This is a genomic window from Ferrovibrio terrae, from assembly GCF_943372915.1.
In the GTDB taxonomy this organism is placed as follows: domain Bacteria; phylum Pseudomonadota; class Alphaproteobacteria; order Ferrovibrionales; family Ferrovibrionaceae; genus Ferrovibrio; species Ferrovibrio terrae_A.
Map to the genome: position 1 here is coordinate 37,325 of NZ_CALSAN010000009.1, position 21,888 is coordinate 59,212.

General features: G+C 65.3%; 20 protein-coding genes. 8 read left to right on the plus strand and 12 right to left on the minus strand.

Annotation, left to right across the window (positions count from 1 at the left end):
* Positions 1-20 precede the first annotated feature (20 nt).
* The 3 genes from AAG821_RS08315 (at position 21) to AAG821_RS08325 (ending at position 4,198) form a co-directional block, all read left to right on the plus strand.
* The gene (locus AAG821_RS08315; RefSeq protein ID WP_341914432.1) at positions 21-1,154 is read left to right on the plus strand and encodes an FAD-dependent oxidoreductase; all 1,134 of its coding nucleotides are present in this window, start codon (positions 21-23) and stop codon (positions 1,152-1,154) included.
* The gene (locus AAG821_RS08320) at positions 1,155-3,245 is read left to right on the plus strand and encodes a molybdopterin oxidoreductase family protein (protein ID WP_341914430.1); all 2,091 of its coding nucleotides are present in this window, start codon (positions 1,155-1,157) and stop codon (positions 3,243-3,245) included.
* A 323-nt stretch (positions 3,246-3,568) separates the two neighbouring features.
* Positions 3,569-4,198: a glutathione S-transferase family protein gene (locus AAG821_RS08325; RefSeq protein WP_341914428.1), complete on the plus strand. Its 630-nt coding sequence runs from the start codon at positions 3,569-3,571 to the stop codon at positions 4,196-4,198.
* An 8-nt stretch (positions 4,199-4,206) separates the two neighbouring features.
* Here AAG821_RS08325 and AAG821_RS08330 read toward each other — a convergent pair whose 3' ends face one another.
* From AAG821_RS08330 to AAG821_RS08340, 3 genes are all read right to left on the minus strand, one after another.
* Positions 4,207-4,992, minus strand: coding sequence for a 3'(2'),5'-bisphosphate nucleotidase CysQ (locus AAG821_RS08330; RefSeq protein ID WP_341914426.1), 786 nt, complete (start codon positions 4,990-4,992; stop codon positions 4,207-4,209).
* Between the two features lie 16 nt (positions 4,993-5,008).
* Positions 5,009-6,364: a TldD/PmbA family protein gene (locus tag AAG821_RS08335; RefSeq protein WP_341914424.1), complete on the minus strand. Its 1,356-nt coding sequence runs from the start codon at positions 6,362-6,364 to the stop codon at positions 5,009-5,011.
* Between the two features lie 161 nt (positions 6,365-6,525).
* Positions 6,526-7,266: a TetR/AcrR family transcriptional regulator C-terminal domain-containing protein gene (locus AAG821_RS08340; protein ID WP_341914422.1), complete on the minus strand. Its 741-nt coding sequence runs from the start codon at positions 7,264-7,266 to the stop codon at positions 6,526-6,528.
* A 206-nt stretch (positions 7,267-7,472) separates the two neighbouring features.
* On the opposite strand from AAG821_RS08340, the gene AAG821_RS08345 reads away from it, so the two are divergent.
* Together AAG821_RS08345 and AAG821_RS08350 are read left to right on the plus strand one after the other, a co-directional pair.
* Entirely contained in the window at positions 7,473-8,456 is a 984-nt protein-coding gene (locus tag AAG821_RS08345; protein WP_341914420.1) for a tripartite tricarboxylate transporter substrate binding protein, read from the plus strand.
* Positions 8,457-8,468: 12 nt separating this feature from the next.
* Positions 8,469-9,995, plus strand: a complete 1,527-nt coding sequence (locus AAG821_RS08350) for an amidase family protein (protein WP_341914418.1) — start codon at positions 8,469-8,471, stop codon at positions 9,993-9,995.
* Here AAG821_RS08350 and AAG821_RS08355 read toward each other — a convergent pair.
* The 5 genes from AAG821_RS08355 to AAG821_RS08375 all read right to left on the minus strand — a co-directional run bounded on the left by AAG821_RS08355 (position 9,992) and on the right by AAG821_RS08375 (position 15,307).
* Entirely contained in the window at positions 9,992-10,294 is a 303-nt protein-coding gene (locus tag AAG821_RS08355) for a hypothetical protein (RefSeq protein ID WP_341914416.1), read from the minus strand. The genes AAG821_RS08350 and AAG821_RS08355 overlap by 4 nt on opposite strands.
* 8 nt (positions 10,295-10,302) lie before the next feature.
* A complete protein-coding gene (locus AAG821_RS08360) occupies positions 10,303-11,739 on the minus strand; it encodes an adenylate/guanylate cyclase domain-containing protein (RefSeq protein ID WP_341914414.1) in 1,437 nt (478 codons plus the stop codon).
* A 120-nt stretch (positions 11,740-11,859) separates the two neighbouring features.
* A complete protein-coding gene (locus tag AAG821_RS08365) occupies positions 11,860-12,855 on the minus strand; it encodes a TRAP transporter substrate-binding protein (protein WP_341914412.1) in 996 nt (331 codons plus the stop codon).
* A gap of 26 nt (positions 12,856-12,881) precedes the next feature.
* Entirely contained in the window at positions 12,882-14,396 is a 1,515-nt protein-coding gene (locus tag AAG821_RS08370) for a UbiD family decarboxylase (RefSeq protein WP_341914410.1), read from the minus strand.
* Positions 14,396-15,307 (minus strand): DMT family transporter, encoded by a 912-nt coding sequence (locus AAG821_RS08375; RefSeq protein WP_341916243.1) that lies wholly within the window; start codon positions 15,305-15,307, stop codon positions 14,396-14,398. The genes AAG821_RS08370 and AAG821_RS08375 overlap by 1 nt, the downstream gene beginning before the upstream one ends.
* Before the next feature lie 75 nt (positions 15,308-15,382).
* Here AAG821_RS08375 and AAG821_RS08380 point away from each other — a divergent pair, with 75 nt between their 5' ends.
* Positions 15,383-16,129, plus strand: coding sequence for a hypothetical protein (locus AAG821_RS08380; protein WP_341910887.1), 747 nt, complete (start codon positions 15,383-15,385; stop codon positions 16,127-16,129).
* Here the strand turns inward: AAG821_RS08380 and AAG821_RS08385 are convergent.
* Positions 16,114-16,866: a hypothetical protein gene (locus tag AAG821_RS08385; RefSeq protein WP_341910889.1), complete on the minus strand. Its 753-nt coding sequence runs from the start codon at positions 16,864-16,866 to the stop codon at positions 16,114-16,116. The two genes, AAG821_RS08380 and AAG821_RS08385, sit on opposite strands and share 16 nt — an antisense overlap.
* 45 nt (positions 16,867-16,911) lie before the next feature.
* The gene (ubiA, locus tag AAG821_RS08390) at positions 16,912-17,838 is read right to left on the minus strand and encodes a 4-hydroxybenzoate octaprenyltransferase (RefSeq protein ID WP_341910891.1); all 927 of its coding nucleotides are present in this window, start codon (positions 17,836-17,838) and stop codon (positions 16,912-16,914) included.
* Positions 17,839-17,878: 40 nt separating this feature from the next.
* Here ubiA and AAG821_RS08395 point away from each other — a divergent pair, with 40 nt between their 5' ends.
* Positions 17,879-18,604, plus strand: a complete 726-nt coding sequence (locus AAG821_RS08395) for a 16S rRNA (uracil(1498)-N(3))-methyltransferase (protein ID WP_341910893.1) — start codon at positions 17,879-17,881, stop codon at positions 18,602-18,604.
* 156 nt (positions 18,605-18,760) lie between these two features.
* Complete coding sequence (locus tag AAG821_RS08400; protein ID WP_341910895.1) at positions 18,761-20,125, plus strand: glutamate--cysteine ligase; 1,365 nt, start codon at positions 18,761-18,763, stop codon at positions 20,123-20,125.
* Here AAG821_RS08400 and AAG821_RS08405 read toward each other — a convergent pair.
* Both AAG821_RS08405 and cysE read right to left on the minus strand, forming a co-directional pair.
* Positions 20,106-21,044, minus strand: coding sequence for a hypothetical protein (locus tag AAG821_RS08405; RefSeq protein ID WP_341910897.1), 939 nt, complete (start codon positions 21,042-21,044; stop codon positions 20,106-20,108). The two genes, AAG821_RS08400 and AAG821_RS08405, sit on opposite strands and share 20 nt — an antisense overlap.
* A 13-nt stretch (positions 21,045-21,057) precedes the next feature.
* Positions 21,058-21,885, minus strand: a complete 828-nt coding sequence (cysE, locus tag AAG821_RS08410; protein ID WP_341910898.1) for a serine O-acetyltransferase — start codon at positions 21,883-21,885, stop codon at positions 21,058-21,060.
* Positions 21,886-21,888 lie beyond the last annotated feature (3 nt).

Below are 21,888 nucleotides of genomic sequence, written 5' to 3' on the forward strand. Positions count from 1 at the left end.
CGGACTTAGATGAGGATCGCATGGCGGATCGTTGTGACGTTGTGATTATCGGTGGTGGCATCGCCGGCGCCGGTGCCGGCTATGAACTGGCACGCGCAGGCAAAAAGGTTGTGCTGCTGGAACGCGAAAGCCAGCCGGGTTACCACACCACCGGCCGTTCGGCGGCGCTGTTCGCCGAGACTTATGGCAATGCGCCGATCCGCGCGCTCACTGTGGCCAGTCGCGACTTCCTGATGAATCCGCCAGCCGGCTTTGCCTCGGTGCCGATCCTCACCCCGCGCGGTGCGCTGCATATCGGCAGCACCGCCCAGGCCGCCGAGCTGGACAGCAAATACGACGACATGCGCAAGCTGGTGCCGACGGTGCAGCGGCTGGGTGCTGCCGAGACCCAGGCGATGATGCCGGTGCTGAAGCCCGAGGCCGTCAGCGGCGGCGCACTGGCCGAACCCGATGCCATGGATATCGAGGTGCATGCCCTGCATAACGGCCTGCTGCGCGGCATGACCGCGGCCGGTGGCCGCATGGTGACCGATGCGGAAGTCACCGGCCTGCAGAAGGTGGGCAACGACTGGCAGGTCGAGACCAGCAAGGGTGTGTTCGCCGCGCCGGTGGTGATCAATGCCGCCGGGGCCTGGGGCGATGTGGTGGGCGGCATGGCGGGAGCGAAGCCGATCGGCCTGAAGCCGAAGCGTCGCACGGCCGTGACCTTCGATCCGCCGAACGGCACGGATATTCACGCCTGGCCGATGGTGATCGACGCCGACGAGGAATGGTATTTCAAGCCCGATGCCGGCCGCATCCTGCTGTCGCCCTGCGACGAAACCGATTCCGAACCCTGCGATGCGCAGCCCGACGAGATGGACATCGCCATCGCCGTCGACCGGCTGGAAACCGTGTCCACCCTGCAGGTGCGCCGGCTGGCGGCCAAATGGGCCGGCCTGCGCAGTTTCGTCGATGACCGCACGGTGGTTTGCGGGTTTGACGCGGAAAAGGCCGGTTTCTTCTGGCTGGTGGCCCAGGGCGGCTACGGTATCCAGACCTCGGCTGCCATGGCCCGGGTCGCCGCGGCGCTGGCGCAGGGCCGCAGTTTGCCGCAGGATGTGGTCGATCTCGGCCTCGCCGAACACGACCTCAGCCCCAGCCGCCTCCGGTAAATGAACGCACCTTTCGCCCCGCCCGCCAAGACCAAGCCCAGGATCGGCCACAGCGCCTGCCCGCATGACTGCCCGTCGACCTGCGCGCTGGAAATCGAGCTGCTGCCGAATGGCACCATCGGCAAGGTGCGCGGGGCGGAGGAGAACAGCTACACCGCCGGCGTGATCTGCGCCAAGGTGGCGCGCTATGCCGAGCGCGCCAACCACACCGAGCGCCTGTTGCAGCCGCTGCGGCGGGTGGGCCCGAAGGGCAGCGGGCAGTTTGTGCCGATCTCTTGGACCGAGGCGCTGGACCGCACCGCGGAAGCGCTGCTGGCCGCCGAGAAAAAATTCGGCAGCGAAACCGTCTGGCCCTACTACTACGCCGGCACCATGGGGCTGGTGCAGCGCGACGGCATCAACCGGCTGCGACATGTGAAACGCTATTCCGGCCAGCATTCCACCATCTGCGTCACCCTGGCCCGCGCCGGCTATATTGCCGCCACCGGCAGCCTGCATGGCCCCGATCCGCGCGAGATGGCGAAGAGCGATCTGGTGGTGATCTGGGGCACCAATGCGGTGCATACTCAGGTCAATGTGATGACCCACGCGATCCGCGCCCGCAAGGAGCGTGGCGCCAAGATCGTGGTGATCGACGCCTATCGCAACGCCACCGCCGAACAGGCCGATCTGGCGCTGATCGTGCGGCCGGGCACTGATGGTGCGCTGGCCTGCGCGGTGATGCATGTGCTGTTCCGCGACGGCTATGCCGACCGCGACTTCATGGCACGCCATACCGATGTGCCGGCCGAGCTGGAGGCGCATCTGCAGTCGCACACGCCGGACTGGGCGGAAGCCATCACCGGCATTCCGGCGGCCGATATCACGGCTTTCGCCCATATGCTGGGCCAGACGAAGAAACATTACATTCGCCTCGGCTATGGCTTTGCCCGCAGCCGCAACGGCGCGGTCAACATGCATGCCGCCACCTGCATCGCCAGCGTCACCGGCGCCTGGCAGTATGAAGGCGGTGGCGCCTTTCACAATAACGGCGCGATCTTCCACTGGGACAAGACGCTGATCGAAGGCATGGATGCGGTCGACCCCAGCATCCGCCTGCTTGACCAGTCGCAGATCGGCCCGGTGCTGACCGGCGACGCGAAAGCGCTCAAAAATGGCCCGCCAGTCACCGCCTTGCTGATCCAGAATACCAACCCGATGGAAGTGGCGCCGGAATCGCGGCTGGTGCAGAAAGGCTTCGCCCGCGACGACCTGTTCACCTGCGTGCATGAGCAGTTCATGACGCCGACGGCAAAGATGGCTGATATCGTGCTGCCGGCCACCATGTTCACCGAGCATGACGACATCTACCAGGCCGGCGGCCAGCAGCATATCCTGCTGGGCCCCAAGCTGGTGGAGGCGCCGGGCGAGGCGCGCGAGAATCACTACGTCATTTCCGAACTGGCCAAACGCCTGGGCGCCGAGCATCCGGGCTTTGGGATGAGCGCCATCGAAATGGTCGAAGCGACGCTGAAGGCGTCTGGCTGGCCGGATGTGGCGACACTCCGCGAGCGCCGCTGGCATGACTGCCAGCCGGATTTCGCCACCGCGCATTACAGCAGCGGCTTCGGCTGGCCCGACAAGAAATTCCGCTTCAAGCCCGACTGGGCGGCCATGGGTCCGGATGCCGCCGGCATGCCGGCCTTGCCCGATCACTGGCTCAGCATCGAGCCGGCGACCGCCGAGCATCCCTTCCGCATGATCACCTCACCGGCGCGCAATTTCCTCAACACCAGCTTCACCGAGACGCCGACTTCGGTGAAGCGCGAAGGCCGGCCGACCCTGTTCATCCATCCCGAGGATGCCGCCGCCCTCAAGATCGCCGAAGGCGATCTGGTGCGGATCGGCAACCGGCGCGGCGATATCCGCATTCACGCCAAGCCTTACAGCGGTGTGCAGCGTGGCGTGGTGGTGGTGGAGAGTATCTGGCCGCATGCGGCCTTTGTCGACGGCATGGGCATCAACGCCCTGACCGGCGCCGATGCCGCGCAGCCCAATGGCGGCGCCGCCTTCCATGACAATGCTGTCTGGATTCGCCCCTCTGAGGCCTAAGCCTCTGGAATAGTGCGACATTGCGAGCCAAACGGCCGCCGGTGGGGCGCCAATGCCGTCCCATTCAGGGCCAAGGCGATCCCAGTGCAGGCCAATGCGATCCCAGTGGAGCCCATTCGATCCAATGCGATCCCAGTCGATCCGGTTCTATCCCGGTGCGGGCGCGCCTGATTCACGATCGCCAACAGCGACAGTCCTGAGATAGCACCAGCGCGCCATCCTTCAAGCGGGCAGGGTGACAATCGGCACAAGTGAGACAAGCGGGACAATATAATGTCTCCGCCGCGCTTGGCCGCGATGCGGGTCGCTGGCAGGCTGGCGTCATGCTGAAACTCTACGGCCATCCCAATTCCATCAATGTGCGCAAGGTGCTCTGGCTCTGCGCCGAGCTGGATCTTGCGCATCAGCGGATCGACTGGGGCGGCTATGGCCAGTTCGGCTCGGTCGATGCCCCGGAATTCCGCGCGCTCAATCCGGTGGGCATGATCCCGGCGATCGACGATGCCGGCACCCTGGTGTGGGAGTCGAATACCATCCTGCGCTATCTGACCGCAAAAGCCGGCCGCACCGACCTGCTGCCCGCCGACCCGGCCGGACGCGCGCGCATCGAGCAGTGGATGGACTGGCAGGCCTCGGACTTCAACAACAGCTGGCGCGCCTGTTTCATGGGGCTGGTGCGCCGCAACCCGGCCTTCAGCGCCGAGGCCATTGCCGCTTCGTTGCAGCAGTTCAATACGGCTGTCGGCCTCGTCGATGCGCAGCTGGCGCGCCAGGGCGGCTATATCGCCGCCGACAGCTTCACGCTCGCCGATATTCCGATCGGCCTGGCGGTGCATCGCTGGTATGCGGTGCCGATGGCGGATCGCCCCGGCTACAGCCATGTCGCCGCCTACTACGACCGCCTGAATGAACGGCCGGGCTATCGCGCCCATGGCCGCAACGGCGTGCCGTAAGCGAGAGCTTACGGTTTGCGCGTCTTCAGCAGGTCGACCACGTCATCGAAGACATAGGCGCCGGTGGCGATCACCGAAGGGTGGCGGTATTTCGCGCTGCCATAAACCAGCGGCAGGCCGTCGGCGGTGGTGACCCGGCCGCCGGCTTCGCGCACCAGCAGGTCGGCTGCGGCCACATCCCAGTCGCTTTTCTCGGTCAGGCTGATGGCGGCATCGAATTTGCCGGCGGCCACCAGCGCCATGCGATAGGCAATCGAGTTGCGATAAGCGAAATCGGCCTTGGCGGTGCGCGCGAGCCAGCCATGGCGTTCGAAAGTGCGTTTGGAGGCCAGGAAGCGCGCTTCCATCAGGCTGGCATGGCCAGACGCCTGGATCGGTTTGCCATTCAGCCGGGCGCCGCCGCCGGCGGTGGCATCAAACATTTCCTCGCTGGCCGGATTGTAGATTGCTGCCAGCATCGGCTGGCCATCCTGCACCAGGGCAATGCAGATGGTGAATTCCGGCTTGCGGTCGATGAAGGCGCGGGTGCCGTCAATCGGATCAATGATCCATTGCGTCGTGGTCTTGCCAGGCCGGCTGCCGCTTTCCTCGCTGAGCCAGCCGTAATCGGGCCGCGCGCCCGACAGGCGCTCGCTCAGCAGAGAATCGACGGCGATATCGGCTTCCGACACCGGATCATTGGGCTTCTTGTTCCAGGATTTCACATCGCCGCGGAAAAAGCGGAGCGCAATCGCACCGGCCTCGCGGGCTGCGGCCAGCGCAAGCTCATGATCCTGTTTGAACGAGACGGCCATCGCGCGGTACTCGCGATCAGCGGCCGGCGACGGTCATGCCGTCGATGCGCACGGTGGGTGCATCAGAGCCGAAGCGGATGGTGAGGTCATTGGCCGGCGCCAGATGCGCGAACATGTGCTTCAGATTGCTGGCAATAGTGATTTCCGACACCGGCTCGGCGATCTGGCCGTCGCGGATCAGGAAACCGGCGGCGCCACGGCTGTAATCGCCGGTCACGCCATTGACGCCCATGCCGATCAGCTCGGTGACATACAGCCCTTCCTTGATATCGGCCATCAGCTCGGCCGGCGTCTGCTTGCCGGGCTGCAGATGAACATTGGTCGGGGCAGGCGAGGGCGGCGAGGAGGTGCCGCGCGAAGCATGGCCGGTACTCTGCATGCCGAGCTGGCGCGCAGTGGCGCAATCCAGCAGCCAGGTGGTGAGCCGCCCATCCTCGATCAGTTCGCGGCGCGGCGCGGCGACGCCTTCCAGGTCGAACCAGCGCGAGCGGAAACCGCGCGGACGCAGCGGATCGTCGATGATGCTGACGCCTGTCGCGAACACCATCTCGCCCAGCTTGTCCTTCAGGAAGGAGGTACCGCGCGCCACGCCGGCGCCGTTGATGGCGCCGAGGAAATGGCTGATCAGGCCCGAGGACACACGCGGGTCGAACAGGATCGGCATGGTGCCGCTGTCCAGCTTGCGCGGATTGAGGCGCTTGACTGCGCGCTCGCCGGCCTTCCTGCCAACGCTTTCGGGCGAGGGCAGGTCGCTGAGATAGGCGCGGGCTTCGTAATCGCTGTCGCGCTCCATGCCGGTATCCTTGCCGGCGATCACCGAGGCCGACACGGTATGCCAGCCGATCCAGCCGGCACCGTTGAAGCCGACGGTGTTGGCATAGGCCGACATGCTGAAGGCGCGGCCGGTGCTGCCGCCCTCGGAATTGGTGACGCCCGGCACGGCCATGGCGGCGGCCTCGGCGGCCTTGGCGCGCTCCAGCAGCTGCGGCATTTCCAGTTCCACGCCATCGAAGAGGTCGAAATCCTGCGGCTGCTTTGCCAGCTGGGATGGATCGGGCAGGCCGCAGAATTTATCCTCGGGCGCCACTTTCGCCATGCTGATGGCGCGGCTGACCAGTTCGTCCAGGGTGCTCTTGGCAAAGTCGGTGGTGGAAACGCAGGCCTGGCGCTGGCCCAGCAGTACGCGCAGGCCCAGCTCGCGGCTTTCCGAGCTTTCGACATCCTCGGGCTCGCCCAGACGCACGCCGGCGCTGAGCGAGCGCGATTCATGATACAGCGCATCGGCATTTTCAGCGCCGGCCTTGCGGGCGGCGGCGATCAGGTCGGCAACCAGGGACTGCGCATCGGCTGCGCGCTTTGCAGTATCGGACATTGCACTCTCAAATCGGATGCGCATCGTGGCGGGAATGCGCGGCTGGGACAGGCCTGTCTCTACGTCTATAGGACATAGGACTAAAACCACGAACCGACAAGTAGCCGGCTCCGGTTTCGGGGCGCAGAGGTGTCGGAAATCCCGCAGGTTCCAGGGTTATCTCATCCCCGGGGCGGCGTGCGGCGTTTTCGCACGCGCTGCAGTTCCAGGCCGTGGATCGCCGCTTCGATAAACAGCTCGAAACTGTCGTCGAGTGGGGCCTCGACGCCGTTCTGCCAGCGGGTGATGAAGGCACGGTTTTCGAGCCGGGGCATATTGCGCGCCAGCAGGGGGAAGCGGGCAGCATCGACCGTGCGCAGGCTATGCTGGAATGTCTTTGCCCAACTGCCGTCGTCATCGGCAGGCGCCGGGCCGAATTCGAGTGTAACGAAACCGGCCATGGTGGCGATGACCGTGTTGAAGGCATGCACCATCTGGCGGTCGCTGAAGCCGGCACGGCTGAGAACGCCCAGGATCTGTTCGGGTAGGACAGGGTCGACGCCGGCATTCGACACCATCTGCGCGCCCATCAGGGCGGCCAGGTGCGGATGGCGGCTGACGGCCCGGCGATAGCGGCGGAATAATTCCTTTAACCAAGCTTGCCACGGTCTTTTCCGGGGCGATGGCAGCACATCCTGCATGGCGACAGTCACCATTTCGGCCAACAGCGCGTTGCGGTTCGGCACATACCAGTAGAGTGCTGTAGGGTAAACACCGAGCGCCTGGGCAAGGCCGCGCATGCTGAAAGCTTCCAGTCCATCGCGGTCAATGAGATCGAGTGCCGCGGCGACAATTGCTGGTTTGCTAAGATTTCCCGCGGCCTTCGGGCGACGCGTATTCGCGGATAGACTTCTGCCGGCCAAGCGCGCCCTCCTGTTGTGTGTACCACGGCACTATGATGTGCCGGTTTTGTAAGGTTGTTGCCTATTTTATAACCGGATCAATTCTGTTGCACGCGGAATTGTACGGTGTACATTAGTTCTCCTGTACGGAGTACAGGAAAGCTGGATTCGCCCCGCGCGAACGAGCGCCGTGCCCGTGACATGCAACGCGAGCAGGGGGATGTGTGATGTTTCGTGCGAATGCAGGACTGGGCCTGCTGGCCATCACGGCGCTGATTCTTGGCGGTGCCGCCATCGGGGATGCGTCGGCGGCATATCCCGAACGGCCAATCCAGCTGATACTGCCGTTTCCGGCCGGTGGCTCCGCCGATGTTCTGGGGCGCGTGCTGGCCAAGGAACTGGAGCCCCGTCTGGGCCAGCCGGTGGTGGTCATTAACAAGGCTGGTGGCGGCACGGTGATCGCGGCCCAGGCCGTTGCCAGCTCTGCGCCGGATGGCTACACGCTGTTTATCAGTTCGAACACCACCTTCAGCATCAATCCCGCGGTGCTGCCAAACCTGCCATATAATTCAGCGACCAGTTTCGACCCCATCGCCATGCTGACCCGCAGCGCGTTGGCCATCGTGGCGCATCCTAGTCTGCCATTTTCCAATGTCGGCCAACTGGTGAGCGCTGCCAAGGCGGCGCCGGACAAGTATTTCTATGCGTCCTTTGGCAATGCCACGGTGTCGCATTTTGCCGCCGAGATGTTCAAGGCTGCCGCGGGTGTCAAGCTTGAGCACGTGCCCTACAAGGGCAGCGGGCCGGCGATGACCGATCTGGTGGGCGGCCAGGTGCCGCTGCTGTTCGATACCGTAGTGGCGGCGCTGCCACAGCTTAAATCGGGCAGGGTCAAGGTTCTGGCTGTCACCACCGCAACCCGCTCGGCACAGCTCCCTGACGTGCCAACCATTGCCGAGAGTGGCTATCCCGGTTTTGAGATCGCCTCGCTGACCACCCTGGTCGGCCCGGCCGGATTGCCGGCCGAGGTGAAATCGCGACTGGACAAGGAGCTGAGCGCAATCATGCAGACACCGGATGTGCGCGAGCGGCTGATCGGTCTTGGCTTCGAGCCCGCTTATAGTCGGGTGACCGATTGGGCCAACATGGTCAACGCCGATATCGCCAAGATGAAGGCGATTGCCGTCAGCGCCAATATCAAGCCGGATTGAGTAGCCTGCCGCATGACTGAACCTGAAGGGTTGGTGGACTTATCCGCCGTTGAATTGCGCCGTCATATCGCCACGAAAGAGATTTCGCCGGTCGAATTGCTGGAGGCCTGCATTGATCGCATCGCTGCGATCAATCCTGCTGTCAACGCGGTGACGGCGACCTGTTACGAACGGGCGCGGCAGGAGGCCAGGGCGGCCGAGGCGGCGGTGCTGCGCGGCGATGCGCTGGGCCTGCTGCACGGCCTGCCCGCTGGCATCAAGGATCTGGAAGATACTGCCGGGCTGCTGACCACCTACGGTTCGCCGAATTTCCGCGGCCATGTACCGGCCCAGGACGGCGCTGTCGTCCACCTGCTGCGCCAGGCCGGTGCCATCGTGGTGGCCAAGACCAATGTGCCCGAGATGGGCGCCGGGGCGAATACGCGCAACGGCGTCTGGGGTGCCACGGGCAACCCTTTCGATCCGATGAAGAATGCCGGCGGGTCGTCAGGCGGTGCGGCGGCGGCGTTGGCCTGCGACATGCTGCCGGTCTGCACCGGTTCCGATACCGGTGGCTCGCTGCGCATTCCGGCGGCGCTGTGCGGCGTGGTCGGGTTCCGCCCGTCGCCCGGCCTGGTGCCAGTGTCGCGTCGCGCTCTCGGCTGGTCGCCGATCTCGGTGATCGGTCCGATGGGGCGCACGGTGGAGGAGGCCTGCCTGCAATTGGCAGCGACGGCGACCGGGCATGACAGCGATCCATTGTCCTATCCGGTCGGTGGCAGCGATTTCCTCAACCCGCCACCGGTCGATCTCGGCAGCCTGCGGGTCGGCTGGACCATCGATTTCGGCTTCTGCCCGGTGGATAGCGGTATCCGTGCCCTGTTCCTGCAGCGCATGGCGACGATCCGGCCACTGTTCCGCAGTTGCAGCGAAATCGCACTCGACATGGGCGAGGCCGACCGTTGTTTCGATATCCTGCGTGCCGGGGCCTTCGTAGCCGGTTTCCGCGAGGTCTATGAACGGGCGCCGGACACGCTCGGGCCCAATGTGCGCGCCAATGTAGCAATGGCGCAGGCGATGACGCTGGACGATGCCACCTGGGCGCATATGGAGCAGACGCGGATTTTCCGCCGTTTCCAGCAAGTCTTTCAAGAGGTCGATGTCATCCTGTCGCCGGTCACGCCGGTTTCGCCCTTCCCCTGGAACCTGCCATATCTCGACAGCATCAATGGGGTGCAGCTGGAAAACTATTACCGCTGGCTGGCGCTGACCTATGTGGTGACGCTGGCAACCAACCCGGCGCTGGCCCTGCCTTGCGGCGTCGACGGCGTCGGTATGCCATTCGGCCTGCAACTGACCGGGCGGTTCCGCGGCGATGCCGCATTGCTCGGCATTGCCCGGGCGATGGAGGCGGCATTTGCGCAGACGCCCGAGACCCGCCGGCCGCGCCCGGATCCACGGCGCTTGGCCCAGGCGACGCCGGCGCTGAAAGCGATCGTCACCCATCCGCCGATTTTAAACGCGACTGCCAGCAATGCAGGTGGCAAGGTCGCCGTCTAATCGCGGCTATTCGCGTCCATCCGATAGGACATGAAGGTGACGAAGGCGACGACCGCGCCGATGCCCCAGGCAAGCGGGCTGAGCGGGTCATGCCACTCCTTCCAGTCGCTGCCGGTGATCTTGGCCGCAATCTGGGCGGCGAGGTCGAGGGCGATGGCCCCGATGCCGACGCCCAGGGCCGCCGAAAAGGCCAGGTTCCAGGCGCCGCGCAGCAGGCTGGCCGGATGCCACCAGGGCAGCAGGTCGCGTTGGGCCGGTCGGGCTTTGCGGAACAGGGACAGGGGCTGGCGGAAGCGCATCGATCCGGTCAGTGAATGGTCGGCGTCGGCTCGGGTGCGTCGGCTTCGGCGGTGATCGCCGGGCGGGCCAGAATCCACAGCACCATGCGGTCGCGCAGGCCGCGGATCGGCTGCGGCTTCAGCGCCACCATGTCGCGCAGGGCGCCGACATCGCCGCGGGTTTCCTCCACCAGCTTGTCGACAAAAGCCTGACTCAGGCAGAGCTGGGCATTCAGCGTGCGGGTCATCTGCTCCAGCCGGTGCGCCACGTTCACCGTCTCGCCGATCAGGGCATATTCGACGCGGGTTTCATCGCCGATATTGCCCAGGGTGAGCGGGCCGTAATGAATGCCGACCGCCAGCTGCAGCGGCACCTGGCGCAGCAGCTTGCGCTGGCGGTTCAGCAAATCCATCTCGCGCAGCATGGCGCGCGCGGCCAGCAGGGCGGCAGAGGCATCGCGCGGGCCGGGTTTCGGCGTGCCGAACGAGGCCATGATGCCGTCGCCGAGATATTTATCCAGTGTGCCGGCATTGTCGGCCACGGCGCGCGACAGGCGCTGATGCACCTCGCGCAGGATGCCGATGGTCTGTTCCGGCGTATGGTCGTCGGCGAGTTGGGTGAAGCCGACCAGATCGGCGAACAGCACGGCGGCATCCAGCTGCTTCACCTGGCCGAGCGCATCGTCCATGCGCGAGAGTTCCTCGGCGATATGCGGCGAGAAATGCCGCGACAGGTTGCGGCGGGCGCGTTCGGTTTCGACCTGTCGCGCCAGCAGGGTGCGCGCGCGCATCACGGATACGGCGAGCAGCAGCCCGATCATGCCGATCAGGATGACGCGCGGCAGGAATTCGCCGAGCCGCACATTCCAGGGGTTGAGGATATAGTCGATGCGCTCCTGCATCGGCACAAGCAGCAGGTTGTCAAAGCGGCTGCCGAAAGTGACATCGGGTTGCATGGCGATATATATCGTGCCGACGCTCCAGCAGATGATCGCGGCCAGCGTGGTGAGCAGCACAGTGCGTGCCGACTGGCCCAGTGCCGACAGTACGACGAACAGCGCGACATAGAGAATCGTGTCGAAGCCGAGCCGCATCGGTGCCGGCAGGGGATTGGGATCGAACGGGTTGGGCAGCACGATGGCGGCCGTGAGCAGCGCCATGTCGATGAAGGGGAACAGCCAGTGCATCCATGGCCGGTCGAGTTCCGGCTTGCGCAGCAGCACCTGCAGATAGGCCGAGAAGGCGAAGGCGCCGAGATAGCCGTAGTAGTTCAGCGCCAGCGGCCAGCCCATCTCGATGCTGATGATGGTGGCGACAATGATGCAGACGGCGTAGCGCAGGCCGATGGTCAGCCGCAGCGCCTCGTATTCCTCATGACGGAAAGCCAGTGACAGGCGTTCGTTTTCCGCGGCGGGTTTTGCGTCCCCGCCGCAAATCTGTTCACGCAGGCCTTGCCATAGCCGCATGGTTCCGAGTGCCTCGTCCTGTCCTTGTTCGGCTGATTGTCGTGGGGAAGCCGGGGGCCGTCAATCCACGGCCCTGTGACTTAGGTCACAGGCGCCGTGGCAGGGAACGGCGGTTTTCTGTCAGGGCAGCAGGGCGGCAGCCGCGGCGCCGGCCTCGGTTTTCCAGGCCGCGATGGCGGAGCCGGCGCTCTTCGCCAGCAGGGCGCGCAGATCGGCCGACAGCTGGCTGTTGCCGGTGATGGTGACGCCATTGGCCTTCATGCGGGCATAATTCTCGGCCAGCCGGCTTTCCAGCAGGCGCCACTGGCTCACCTCGGTGGCGGCGGCGGCGCGATCGACCGCCGCGCGCAGGTCGGGTGGCAAGGCCTGGTAGGCGGCCTCGTTCACGGATGAGAGGCTGAGCGGCACGGCATAGTTGATCTCGGTGAAATGCGGCAGGAAGTCCCACAGCTTGCGGCCGGCGCCGCCATCGCCCGATGACAGCACGCCGACCACCGAGCCATCGGTGAGTTTCGGCATCGTATCGGCAAAGGACAGGTTGACCGCCGCCGCGCCGGCATCGCCCAGCACTTTCGTGCTGGTGGCGTCGTAGGTGCGGATGGCAAGGCCTTTCAGGCTGGCTGGCGTGGTGATCGGCGCCTTGGCCCAGATGCCGCTCGGCGGCCAGGGCGTGGCGTAGAGCAGGCGCTGCTTCTCGGCATTCAGGCGCGCCACATAGGCGGGCCGGGCGCGGTCATAGAGCTTGCGGGCATCTTCATTGGTGGCGGCGAGGAACGGCAGCGAGGAGAGCAGGAACAGCGGATCGACCTTGCCCATGGCACCGGCGAAGGCATCGCCCGCCGTGACCTTGCCGTCGCGCACGGCGGCCACCATGTCGGCCGATTTCACCCCGGCGCTGGCGTCAAAACTGGGTGTCACGGTGACGCGGCCACCGCTTTCTTTTGCCAGGTTCGCCGCGAAGCTGCGCAGGCCTTCGCCCGGCATCGAGGTGGCGGGATATTCGGTCGCCATCGTCCAGGCGATGGTCTGCGCCCAGGCGTGATTCCCGGCGGGCAGGGCGAGCAGCAGCGCGGCGGCGGCGAGGCCTCCGGTCAGATATCGACGTGTGATACGCATGGGAGACCTCTTTCGTTGGGGAGCTGTTATTTCCAGATCGGTTTGCCCGATCCGGGCAGGCCGAGCCTGGGCCATTTTTCGGTGACGGTGCGGATCACATCGTCATCCATGCGGATTTTCTCGCCCCACTCGCGTTTGGTTTCGGGCGGCCATTTGTTGGTGGCATCGAGGCCGATCTTGCTGCCCAGGCCTGACTCAGGCGAGGCGAAGTCGAGATAGTCGATGGGAGTGTGTTCGACGAAGGTGATGTCGCGGGCCGGGTCCATGCGGGTCGACATCGCCCAGACCACATCCTTCCAGTCGCGTGCGTTGATGTCGTCGTCCACCACGATGATCCACTTGGTGTACATGAACTGGCGCAGGTAGGACCACACGCCCATCATCACGCGCTTGGCATGGCCGGGATAGGCCTTCTTCATGCTGACCACGGCGACGCGATAGGAACAGCCCTCGGGCGGCAGCCAGAAATCGACGATCTCGGGGAACTGCTGGCGGATCAGCGGCACGAACACGTCGTTCAGTGCCTCGCCCAGCACGCTGGGTTCGTCCGGCGGCCGGCCGGTGAAGGTGCTCAGGTAGATCGGCGCCTTGCGCATGGTGATGGCGCTCAGCGTGAAGACCGGGAACTGCTCGATGGAATTGTAATAGCCGGTATGGTCGCCATAGGGGCCTTCGTCGCGGTAATCCTCCAGCGACACATGGCCTTCCAGCACGATCTCAGCCTCGGCCGGCACCTTCAGCGGGATGGTCTTGCAATCCACCAGCTCGACCTTCTTGCCACGCAGGAGTCCGGCGAACTGGTATTCCGACAGCGTATCGGGCACCGGCGTCACGGCGGCGAGAATGGTGCCCGGATCGGCGCCGATCACCACGGCCGCGGGAAACGGTTCGCGCTTGCCGGCCTGCTTCCAGCGCTGGTGCTGCTGGGCGCCGCCGCGATGCTTTAGCCAGCGCATCAGCGTCTGCGTCTTGTTCAGCACCTGCATGCGGTAGATGCCGAGATTGAAGCGGTCGGTCTTGTCGGTCTTGCTCGGGCCCTGGGTGACCACCAGCGGCCAGGTGATCAGGGGCGCCGGCTCGCCGGGCCAGCAGGTCTGGATCGGCAGTTTGCTCAGGTCGATATCGTCGCCCTGCAGCACCACCTCATGCACCGGCGCGCTGCTCACCGTTTTCGGCTGCATCGCCATCACGGTTTTCACCAGCGGCAGCAGGCTGAGCGCCTCGCGGAAGCCGCCGGGCGGCTCGGGCTGGCGCAGGAAGGCCAGCGTCTCGCCGACCTCGCGCAGGCCGGCCGGTTCGCGGTCCATGCCCCAGGCGACGCGCTCCACCGTGCCGAACAGGTTGACCAGCACGGGAATGTCGCTGGGCGAGCCATCGGCGCGCACCGGCTTTTCGAACAGCACCGCCGGCCCGCCCTCGGCCAGCAGGCGGGTCTGGATCTCGGTCATTTCGAGAACGGTGGAGACCGGCTCGGTCACGCGCACCAGCCGGCCGCGCTGCTCCAGCTGGGTCATGAAATCGCGCAGCGAGGCGTAGGGCATCAGGGCTTGTCCGGTTTATGCGTGGCGAAATAAAGGCCCGGCAGAACCAGCGCCGTGCCGAGCCAATGGTAGAATGCAAACACCTCGCCGAGAAGCAGCCAGGCCATGATGGCGGTATAAACCGGCGAGAGATACAGCATCAGGCCGGTGCGGTTGGGACCCAGATGCTTGGTCATGTAGCCAAAGGTGGCATAGGCGCCGACGCCGGGCACCAGGATCAGGGTGACCACAGCGGCAATGGTGCGCAGGTCGAAGCTGGGCGGACCGACGACGGCCAGTTCCAGGGCCTGGACCGGCAGCACCACCAGCACGCCGGCAAAGGCGATGGTGGCCAGCCGGGCGGAGACGCTGAGGCGGCTCGGCCAGTGCTTCAGCAGCACGCTGTAGAGCGCCCAGGAGGCGGCGGCGACCAGGATGATCAGGTCGCCGGGCGTAAAGGTCAGGTGCAGGATGGTGGCGGGGTCGCCGCGCAGGATGATCGCCAGCACGCCGGTCAGCGCCAGCGCGGTGCCCAGACCCTGGCGCAGGGAGAAGCGTTCGGCGAACAGCATGCGGCTGAGCAGGATGATCATCACCGGCGAGGTGGCGTAGATCAGGCCGATATTGGTGGCGGTGGTGGTGGCGGCGCCGTAATAGACGCCGCCGCCGCAGATGCCCATGCCGAGAAAGCCCAGCACGGCGAACTCTTTCCATTCGCGCAGGATAGCGGCCCGCGCGCGCCACAGTTCGCGGCCGCAGAAGGGCAGCAGCACCAGCACCACGCCGAGCCAGCGCAGTTCGGCCAGCGCGACGGGCGGGATCAGGCCGGCGGTGGCACGCGCCATCACCATATTGGTGGTGAACATGGCGGGTGTGATGAACAGCAGGATCTGCGCGATGCGCAGGTCGCGGGCGGAAGTGGCATTCTCCATTCCTGGCAGATTACGGCCCGCGCCTGCCGCAGACCAGTGCTTGACCCGATCCTGGCCAGGGCCTAAGCCGAGATCATGCGCCGCTTCCCTGCTGAATTCGCCGATCTGCTGACACCGAAGGGCACCGCCCTGCTGGCCGGCCGCCATGCCCAGGCCGGCGCGCTGGCCGCGCCGCGCACGCGCTTCCTGGCGCTGGGCGGCCTGGTCGATGCCCGCCCGGCCCGGGCGGTGGCCGCCCTGCTGGACAAGGCATTGCTGCCGCATGTGCGCGAGATGGCGCAGCCGATCCCGCCGGAGACGATCTGGGAGCAGACGCAGAATTATGCGGAAGTGCTGCCCAAGACGATGCGCCAGCGCACCGCCCATCTGGACAATGCGCGCTCGGCGGCGTTCAAGGCCGCCAGCGAGATCGGCCTGATCGCCATGCTGCGCTCAGACAGCTACCGCGCCTTTGCCGCCGCGTTGGCCGGGCGGCCGCTGAAAAAGAAATACGGCCTGCAGGCGATCGCCTATGGCGCCGGCGACTATGCCGGGCCGCATACCGACCATCATCCGGAAGAACCCGACGCCCGGCGCGGCTATCTCGACATGCATCTGAGTTTTGCCACGCCTGCCGTGCGCGACCAGTATCTGGTCTATGCGAAAACCGGGCATTTCACCGAGATGGTGGAGGTGACGCAGACGGCCGGGCTGGTGACGGCCTATCGCCTGCCGTTCTGGCATTACACCACCCCGCTGCGGGCCAAGCCGAAGAAAGAAAGCGATGCCCGGCGCTGGGTGCTGCTGGGGACGTTTCTCTTCGCCGATCAGGCGGCGAGATAGCCTTTCTTGGGGGCCGGCTCCAGTTTGCCGCCGGCCGCCTTCACCGCCTTGATATAGGCGGCTTCCGACTTGTAGGGCCCGAATTTCTTGAAATCGTCCGGCGTGCAGGCGGTCAGTTTGCCCTTGTCGCCCGGCTTGATCTTGAAATAGCCGCCATCGCGATGGATCACCGGAATGATCTTCTTCTTGCGGCTGAACACCCGGCGCATGTTGGCCGAATGGCTTTTCATGGTGTCGTATTCTTCCGGGTCGAGCTTGAAGATGCGCTCGAAGGCGGCAACCATCTCCTGCACGAACTTGCGCTCGACCACCTGCATGTTGGAAATGATCCAGCAGCGGTCCTCGAAATCCCAGTAATAGGTCAGGCCGATGAACTTTCCGGCCTTGTCGAGATAGGGATAGAAGGGGAAGGAGCGGCAGGCGATGGTGCGGTTGTCGCGCTCGCAGAAGGCGGCGCCCTTGCACTCGACCGCGCAGGCATGATCGTTCAGCTCATCCACAATGCGGCGCGACACGGCATCGTTCGGTTTGTAGTCGAACCACAGGTCGGTGCGGCTTTTCAGCAGCTTGTATTCCGCCTTGTCGACCACCGGAATGGCATTCTCGGTCGAGCAGCAGACCGGCTGGCCACCGTTCAGCGGCGCGCATTTGCGGCCACAATCCACGAAGGCGAGGTTGGCGTTGTATTGGCTGTACAGGCTCGCGAAGTCCTGCGGTGCGATTCGGCGCTTGGTCATGGGCGGAACATACGCGGCGTGCCGATCTTCGCCAAGCGATATGCTTCAGCCCAGCAGGAAAGCCGCAAACAGGATCAGGCCGGCATCGCGATTTGCCCGGAATTTGGTCAGGCAGTCGGCGCTGTCATCCGGTTTCAGCGTCAGGGCCTGCCAGGCGAAATGCACGGCCGTCAGGCCAAGGCCGATCCAGAAGGGCCAGCCCAGCCCCGCCATCCAGCCGACGATGCCCAGACCGAGCAGGGTGAGGTCGTAGAAGCCGGCGATCCACAGCCGGGCCTTGTCGCCAAACAGGCGTGCGGTGGATTTCACCCCGATCAGGGCATCGTCTTCCTTGTCCTGCAGGGCATAGATGGTGTCGTAGCCCAGCGTCCAGACGATGCCCGACGCGTAGAGTACCAGGGTGATCCAGTCGAGCCGGCCAGCCACCGCCGCATAGCCCAGCACGGCGCCCCAGTTGAAGGCGAGCCCCAGGAAGAACTGCGGCCACCAGGTGTAGCGTTTCATGAAGGGGTAGAGCGCGACCAGGCCGAGTGAGGCGACGCCAAGCCAGATCGCCAGCGTATTCATCTGGATCAGGATCAAAAACCCGACCAGGGCCTGCGCCAGCAGCCAGAGCCAGGCGCGGCTGACGCTGACCTGGCCGGACGGGATCGGGCGCAGCCGGGTGCGTTCGACCTGGCCGTCGAAATCGCGGTCGACGATATCGTTGAAGGTGCAACCGGCGCCGCGCATCACCAGTGCGCCGATGCCGAACAGCAGGATCAGCCCGTGGTCGAGCGGGGCGTTTTCCGGCCGCGCCAGCGCGATGGCCCACCAGCCGGGCAGCAGCAGCAGCCAGGTGCCGATCGGCCGGTCCAGCCGGGACAGCCGGGCATAGGGCCGCCAGCCGGCCGGCAGCCAGCGCTCGACCCAGTGGCCAGCCACGGCATCGGCAGGTGCCTGATCGGTGACTTCATCGCCCGGCTTTGTCATAACGCTGCTGTAGTCCAGCCAAAAGCGCCGCACAAGCGATATGACCGACGCGATCAAAGCCCGCCTTTATGTGACCGATGCGCTCAGCACCGGCGGCACGGTCGCGCTTGATGACGATCAGGCGCATTACCTGCGCCATGTGCTGCGGCTGGGACCGGGCGATGCCGTCGCGCTGTTCAACGGCCGCGACGGCGAATTCCGCGCCGTGATCGCCGAGGCAGGCAAGAAGGCCTGCCGGCTGACGGTTGAGGCTTTGCTGCGGCCCCAGGTGCCGGCGACCGATCTGTGGCTCTGCTTCGCGCCGATCAAGCAGGGCCGCATCGAGATGATCGTCGAGAAGGCCACCGAGCTGGGGGCCGGCCGCCTGCTGCCGGTCATCACCCGGCGGGTGCAGATGCAGAAGGTGAATGCGGAGCGGCTGTTTGCCCATGCGCGCGAGGCCGCCGAACAATGCGAGCGCCTAGATGTGCCCGCGGTGGCGGCAGCGGTTACGCTGGAGACACTACTGGCCGACTGGCCGGCCGATCGCCGGCTGTTTGTCTGCGTGGAACGTGCCGAGGCATTGTCTTTACTGGCGGCCGCCCAGGCCGTGACGGGGCCCTGCGCCCTGCTGATCGGCCCCGAAGGCGGCTTTGCACCGGAGGAACTGGCGCGGATCGCTGCCCTGCCGCAGGTGGTGCCGGTGTCGCTGGGGCCGCGTATCCTGCGGGCCGAGACAGCAGCGATTGCGGCCTTGGCTATTTTACAATCCGTGCGGCAGAATTAGACGAGCCATTCAAGACGTAGTTCAATTTCCCAGCGTCACTGAACCGCAGTATACCGGGGCTGGACAACGGCTTACATCTGCCCCATATGCCGAAAGCAGCCGTTCGGCCGCCTACCAGCGCACCACAAAACGATAATAAGAAGCACCGAGGTTTTCATGTCCGGACCGGCCCAGGCGCCTGAGACGCCGATTACATCCAAGGCGCAGCTCGTCGAGTATCTGGCGGAAGGGTCCAAGCCGGAAGCCGACTGGCGCATCGGTACCGAGCACGAGAAGTTTGCCTATAACACATCCGATTTCCGCCCGTTGCCCTATGACGGTCGCGCCAGCATCAAGGGCCTGCTGGTCGGGCTGCAGCGCTTTGGCTGGGAGGCGGTGAACGAAGGCGACAATGTCATCGCGCTGGTCAAGGACAAGCAGTCGATCACGCTGGAACCGGGCGGACAGTTCGAGCTGTCGGGCGCGCCGCTGGAAACCATCCACCAGACCTGCATCGAAGTCTCGACGCATCTGAAACAGGTGCGCGAGGTCGGCGACGAGACCGGCATCGCCATGATGGGGCTGGGCTTCAATCCGAAATGGCGGCGCGAAGACATCCCGGTGATGCCCAAGGGCCGCTACAACATCATGCGCGCCTATATGCCGAAGAAGGGCAATCTCGGCCTCGACATGATGCTGCGCACCTGTACCGTGCAGGTGAACCTGGATTATTCCTCCGAAGCCGACATGGTGAAAAAATTCCGCACCAGCCTGGCGCTGCAGCCGCTGGCGGTGGCGATGTTTGCCAATTCGCCGTTCACCGAGGGCAAGCCGAACGGATACTTGAGCTATCGCAGCCAGATCTGGACCGATACCGATCCGGATCGCACCGGCATGCTGGGCTTTGTGTTTGAGGATGGCATGAGCTTCGAGCGCTATGTCGATCACGCGCTCGATGTGCCGATGTATTTCTCGTATCGCGACGGCAAGTATATCGATGCCTCGGGCCAGAGCTTCCGCGACTTCATGGCCGGCAAGCTGCCGGCCCTGCCGGGCGCGATGCCGACCATGCGCGACTGGGCCGATCACATCACCACCCTGTTCCCCGAAGTGCGGCTGAAACGTTTCCTGGAAATGCGCGGTGCCGATGGCGGCCCGTGGTCGCGGCTCTGTGCCCTGCCGGCTTTGTGGGTCGGTCTGCTCTACGACAAGGGCGCGCTGGATGCGGCCTGGGACCTGTGTCGTGACTGGACCCTGGCCGAGCGCGAGCAGCTGCGGCTGGATGCGCCGAAATACGGCCTGCACACGCCGCTGCGTGGCCGGCCGCTGAAATATTACGCCGAGCAGATGGTGCAGATCGCCATGGGCGGCCTGAAGGCGCGCGCGCGCCTGTCACCGGCCGGCGAGGACGAGACGCATTTCCTCGAACCGCTGGTGCGCATCGTGGAAAGCGGTGAAACCCCGGCGGAAGGGCTGCTGAAGCTCTATAACGGCCGCTGGAACAAGTCGGTCGATCCGGCCTTCACCGAACTGGCTTACTGATCCAGGCCCTGAGTTTTTCGGGATTGTAGAGCGCGCGCGGCAGATCGGCCGCCAGCGCCGGCGGCGGCGCGGCAACGGCCTGGCGCAAGGCTTTCAGGGCCTCGCGCGCCTGCGGCCAGTGTCCGGCCTCGGCCTGATCGGCAATCGCCGCCAGCCGTCGCGACCATTCCTCCAGCGCGCCGCGGCTGCCGCGCATGTCTGCTTCGGCGAAACGTTCGTGGATGAAGCCGATCTGGCCGCGGATCATCACCGTGATGCGCGCGGCCAGCGCCGGCTCTTCCTCGGCCAGCGGCACGCGTAGCGCATCGAGATAGCGCAGCAGGTCGGCCAGATCCTGCTGCAGGGTCACCGGCACGGTGGTTTCGGCGGCCGGCTGCAGCTTTTCCTGATAGGCCACCAGCGCATCCAGCAATAACGCATCGGGCTTGCTGCCGGCAAATTCGGTGACGATCACCCGGCGGGTGAATTCGCGCAGCGAGGCCATGCGCCTGTCCTGGCCGAAGCGTTCCTTGGTCTTCACGCCGCGCAGGCTGGGAATCTCCACCGGATTGGCAATGCCGTCCTCGCCACGCAGATTCCAGAAGGCGTGGCTGACATCGATGGTTCCCGGCTTGTCTGATAATCCGGGGATGAAGAAGGCTTTGGTGGCGAAGCCGTTGGCATGGCAGGCCTGGCAGGACAGCCCAGCCTTGCGTGCGGTGCCGCCCAGGATATCCGGGCTGCGAAAGGCCAGCCGGCCGAATTCGACATAGAAGCTCTGCTGCTCATCGCCTTCGAGCTGTTCCTGCGGATGCCGGGTCAGGCTTTCGACCGACAGGCTGCCGGGCGGCAGCCATTCCAGCGCGCCGGTCAACGACTGCGCCTGTATCGAGACAAGCGGCAGCGCGGCCAGAAGCAGACCGAAGACAAGCCGGTGCATCACCGTGCGCCGGTCAGTCGCGATGATAGGGCAGGCCGTGATTCATCTCGCGCGACGGCTGCTCGCATTCGCAGTCGCCGACGATCTTGGCCGGCACGCCGGCCGCCGTGCAATGTGGTGGCACCGGGATCAGCACCACGCTGCCGGCACCGATCTTGGCGCCTTCGCCGATCTCGACATTGCCGAGAATCTTGGCGCCGGCGCCGATCAGCACGCCGCGGCGGATCTTGGGGTGGCGGTCGCCGGTTTCCTTGCCGGTGCCGCCAAGCGTGACATGCTGCAGCATCGACACGTCATCGTCGACCACGGCGGTTTCGCCGATCACCACGCCGGTGCCGTGGTCGATCAGGATGCCGCGGCCGAACCTGGCAGCCGGGTTGATGTCGACCGCAAAGGTCTCCGAACTGCGGCTCTGCAGCAGGAAGGCCATGGTCTCGCGCTTCTGGTGCCACAGCCAGTGAGCCACGCGATGGGTCTGCAGCGCCTGGAAGCCCTTGAAGAACAGCAAAGGCTTCAGGAAGCTGCGGCAGGCCGGATCGCGCTCGTTGACCGCGACCAGATCGGCGCGCACCGCATGGCCGATATCGGGATCGGCATCGAAGGCTTCCTCGATCACCTCGCGCAGGCCGAGCGCCGGCAGTTCGGCGCTGCCCAGCTTCTGCGCCAGGATGTAGCTCAGCGCATCTTCCAGCCGCTCATGATGCAGCACGGCGGAATGGGCCATGCTGCCGAGGACCGGCTCCTGGGTGGCGACGACAGCGGCTTCCTCGCGGATGCGCTGCCAGACCGGATCGTGCTTGAGCAGATCCGGGCTGCTGATCTTGTTTAGGCTGGCTGGCATGGG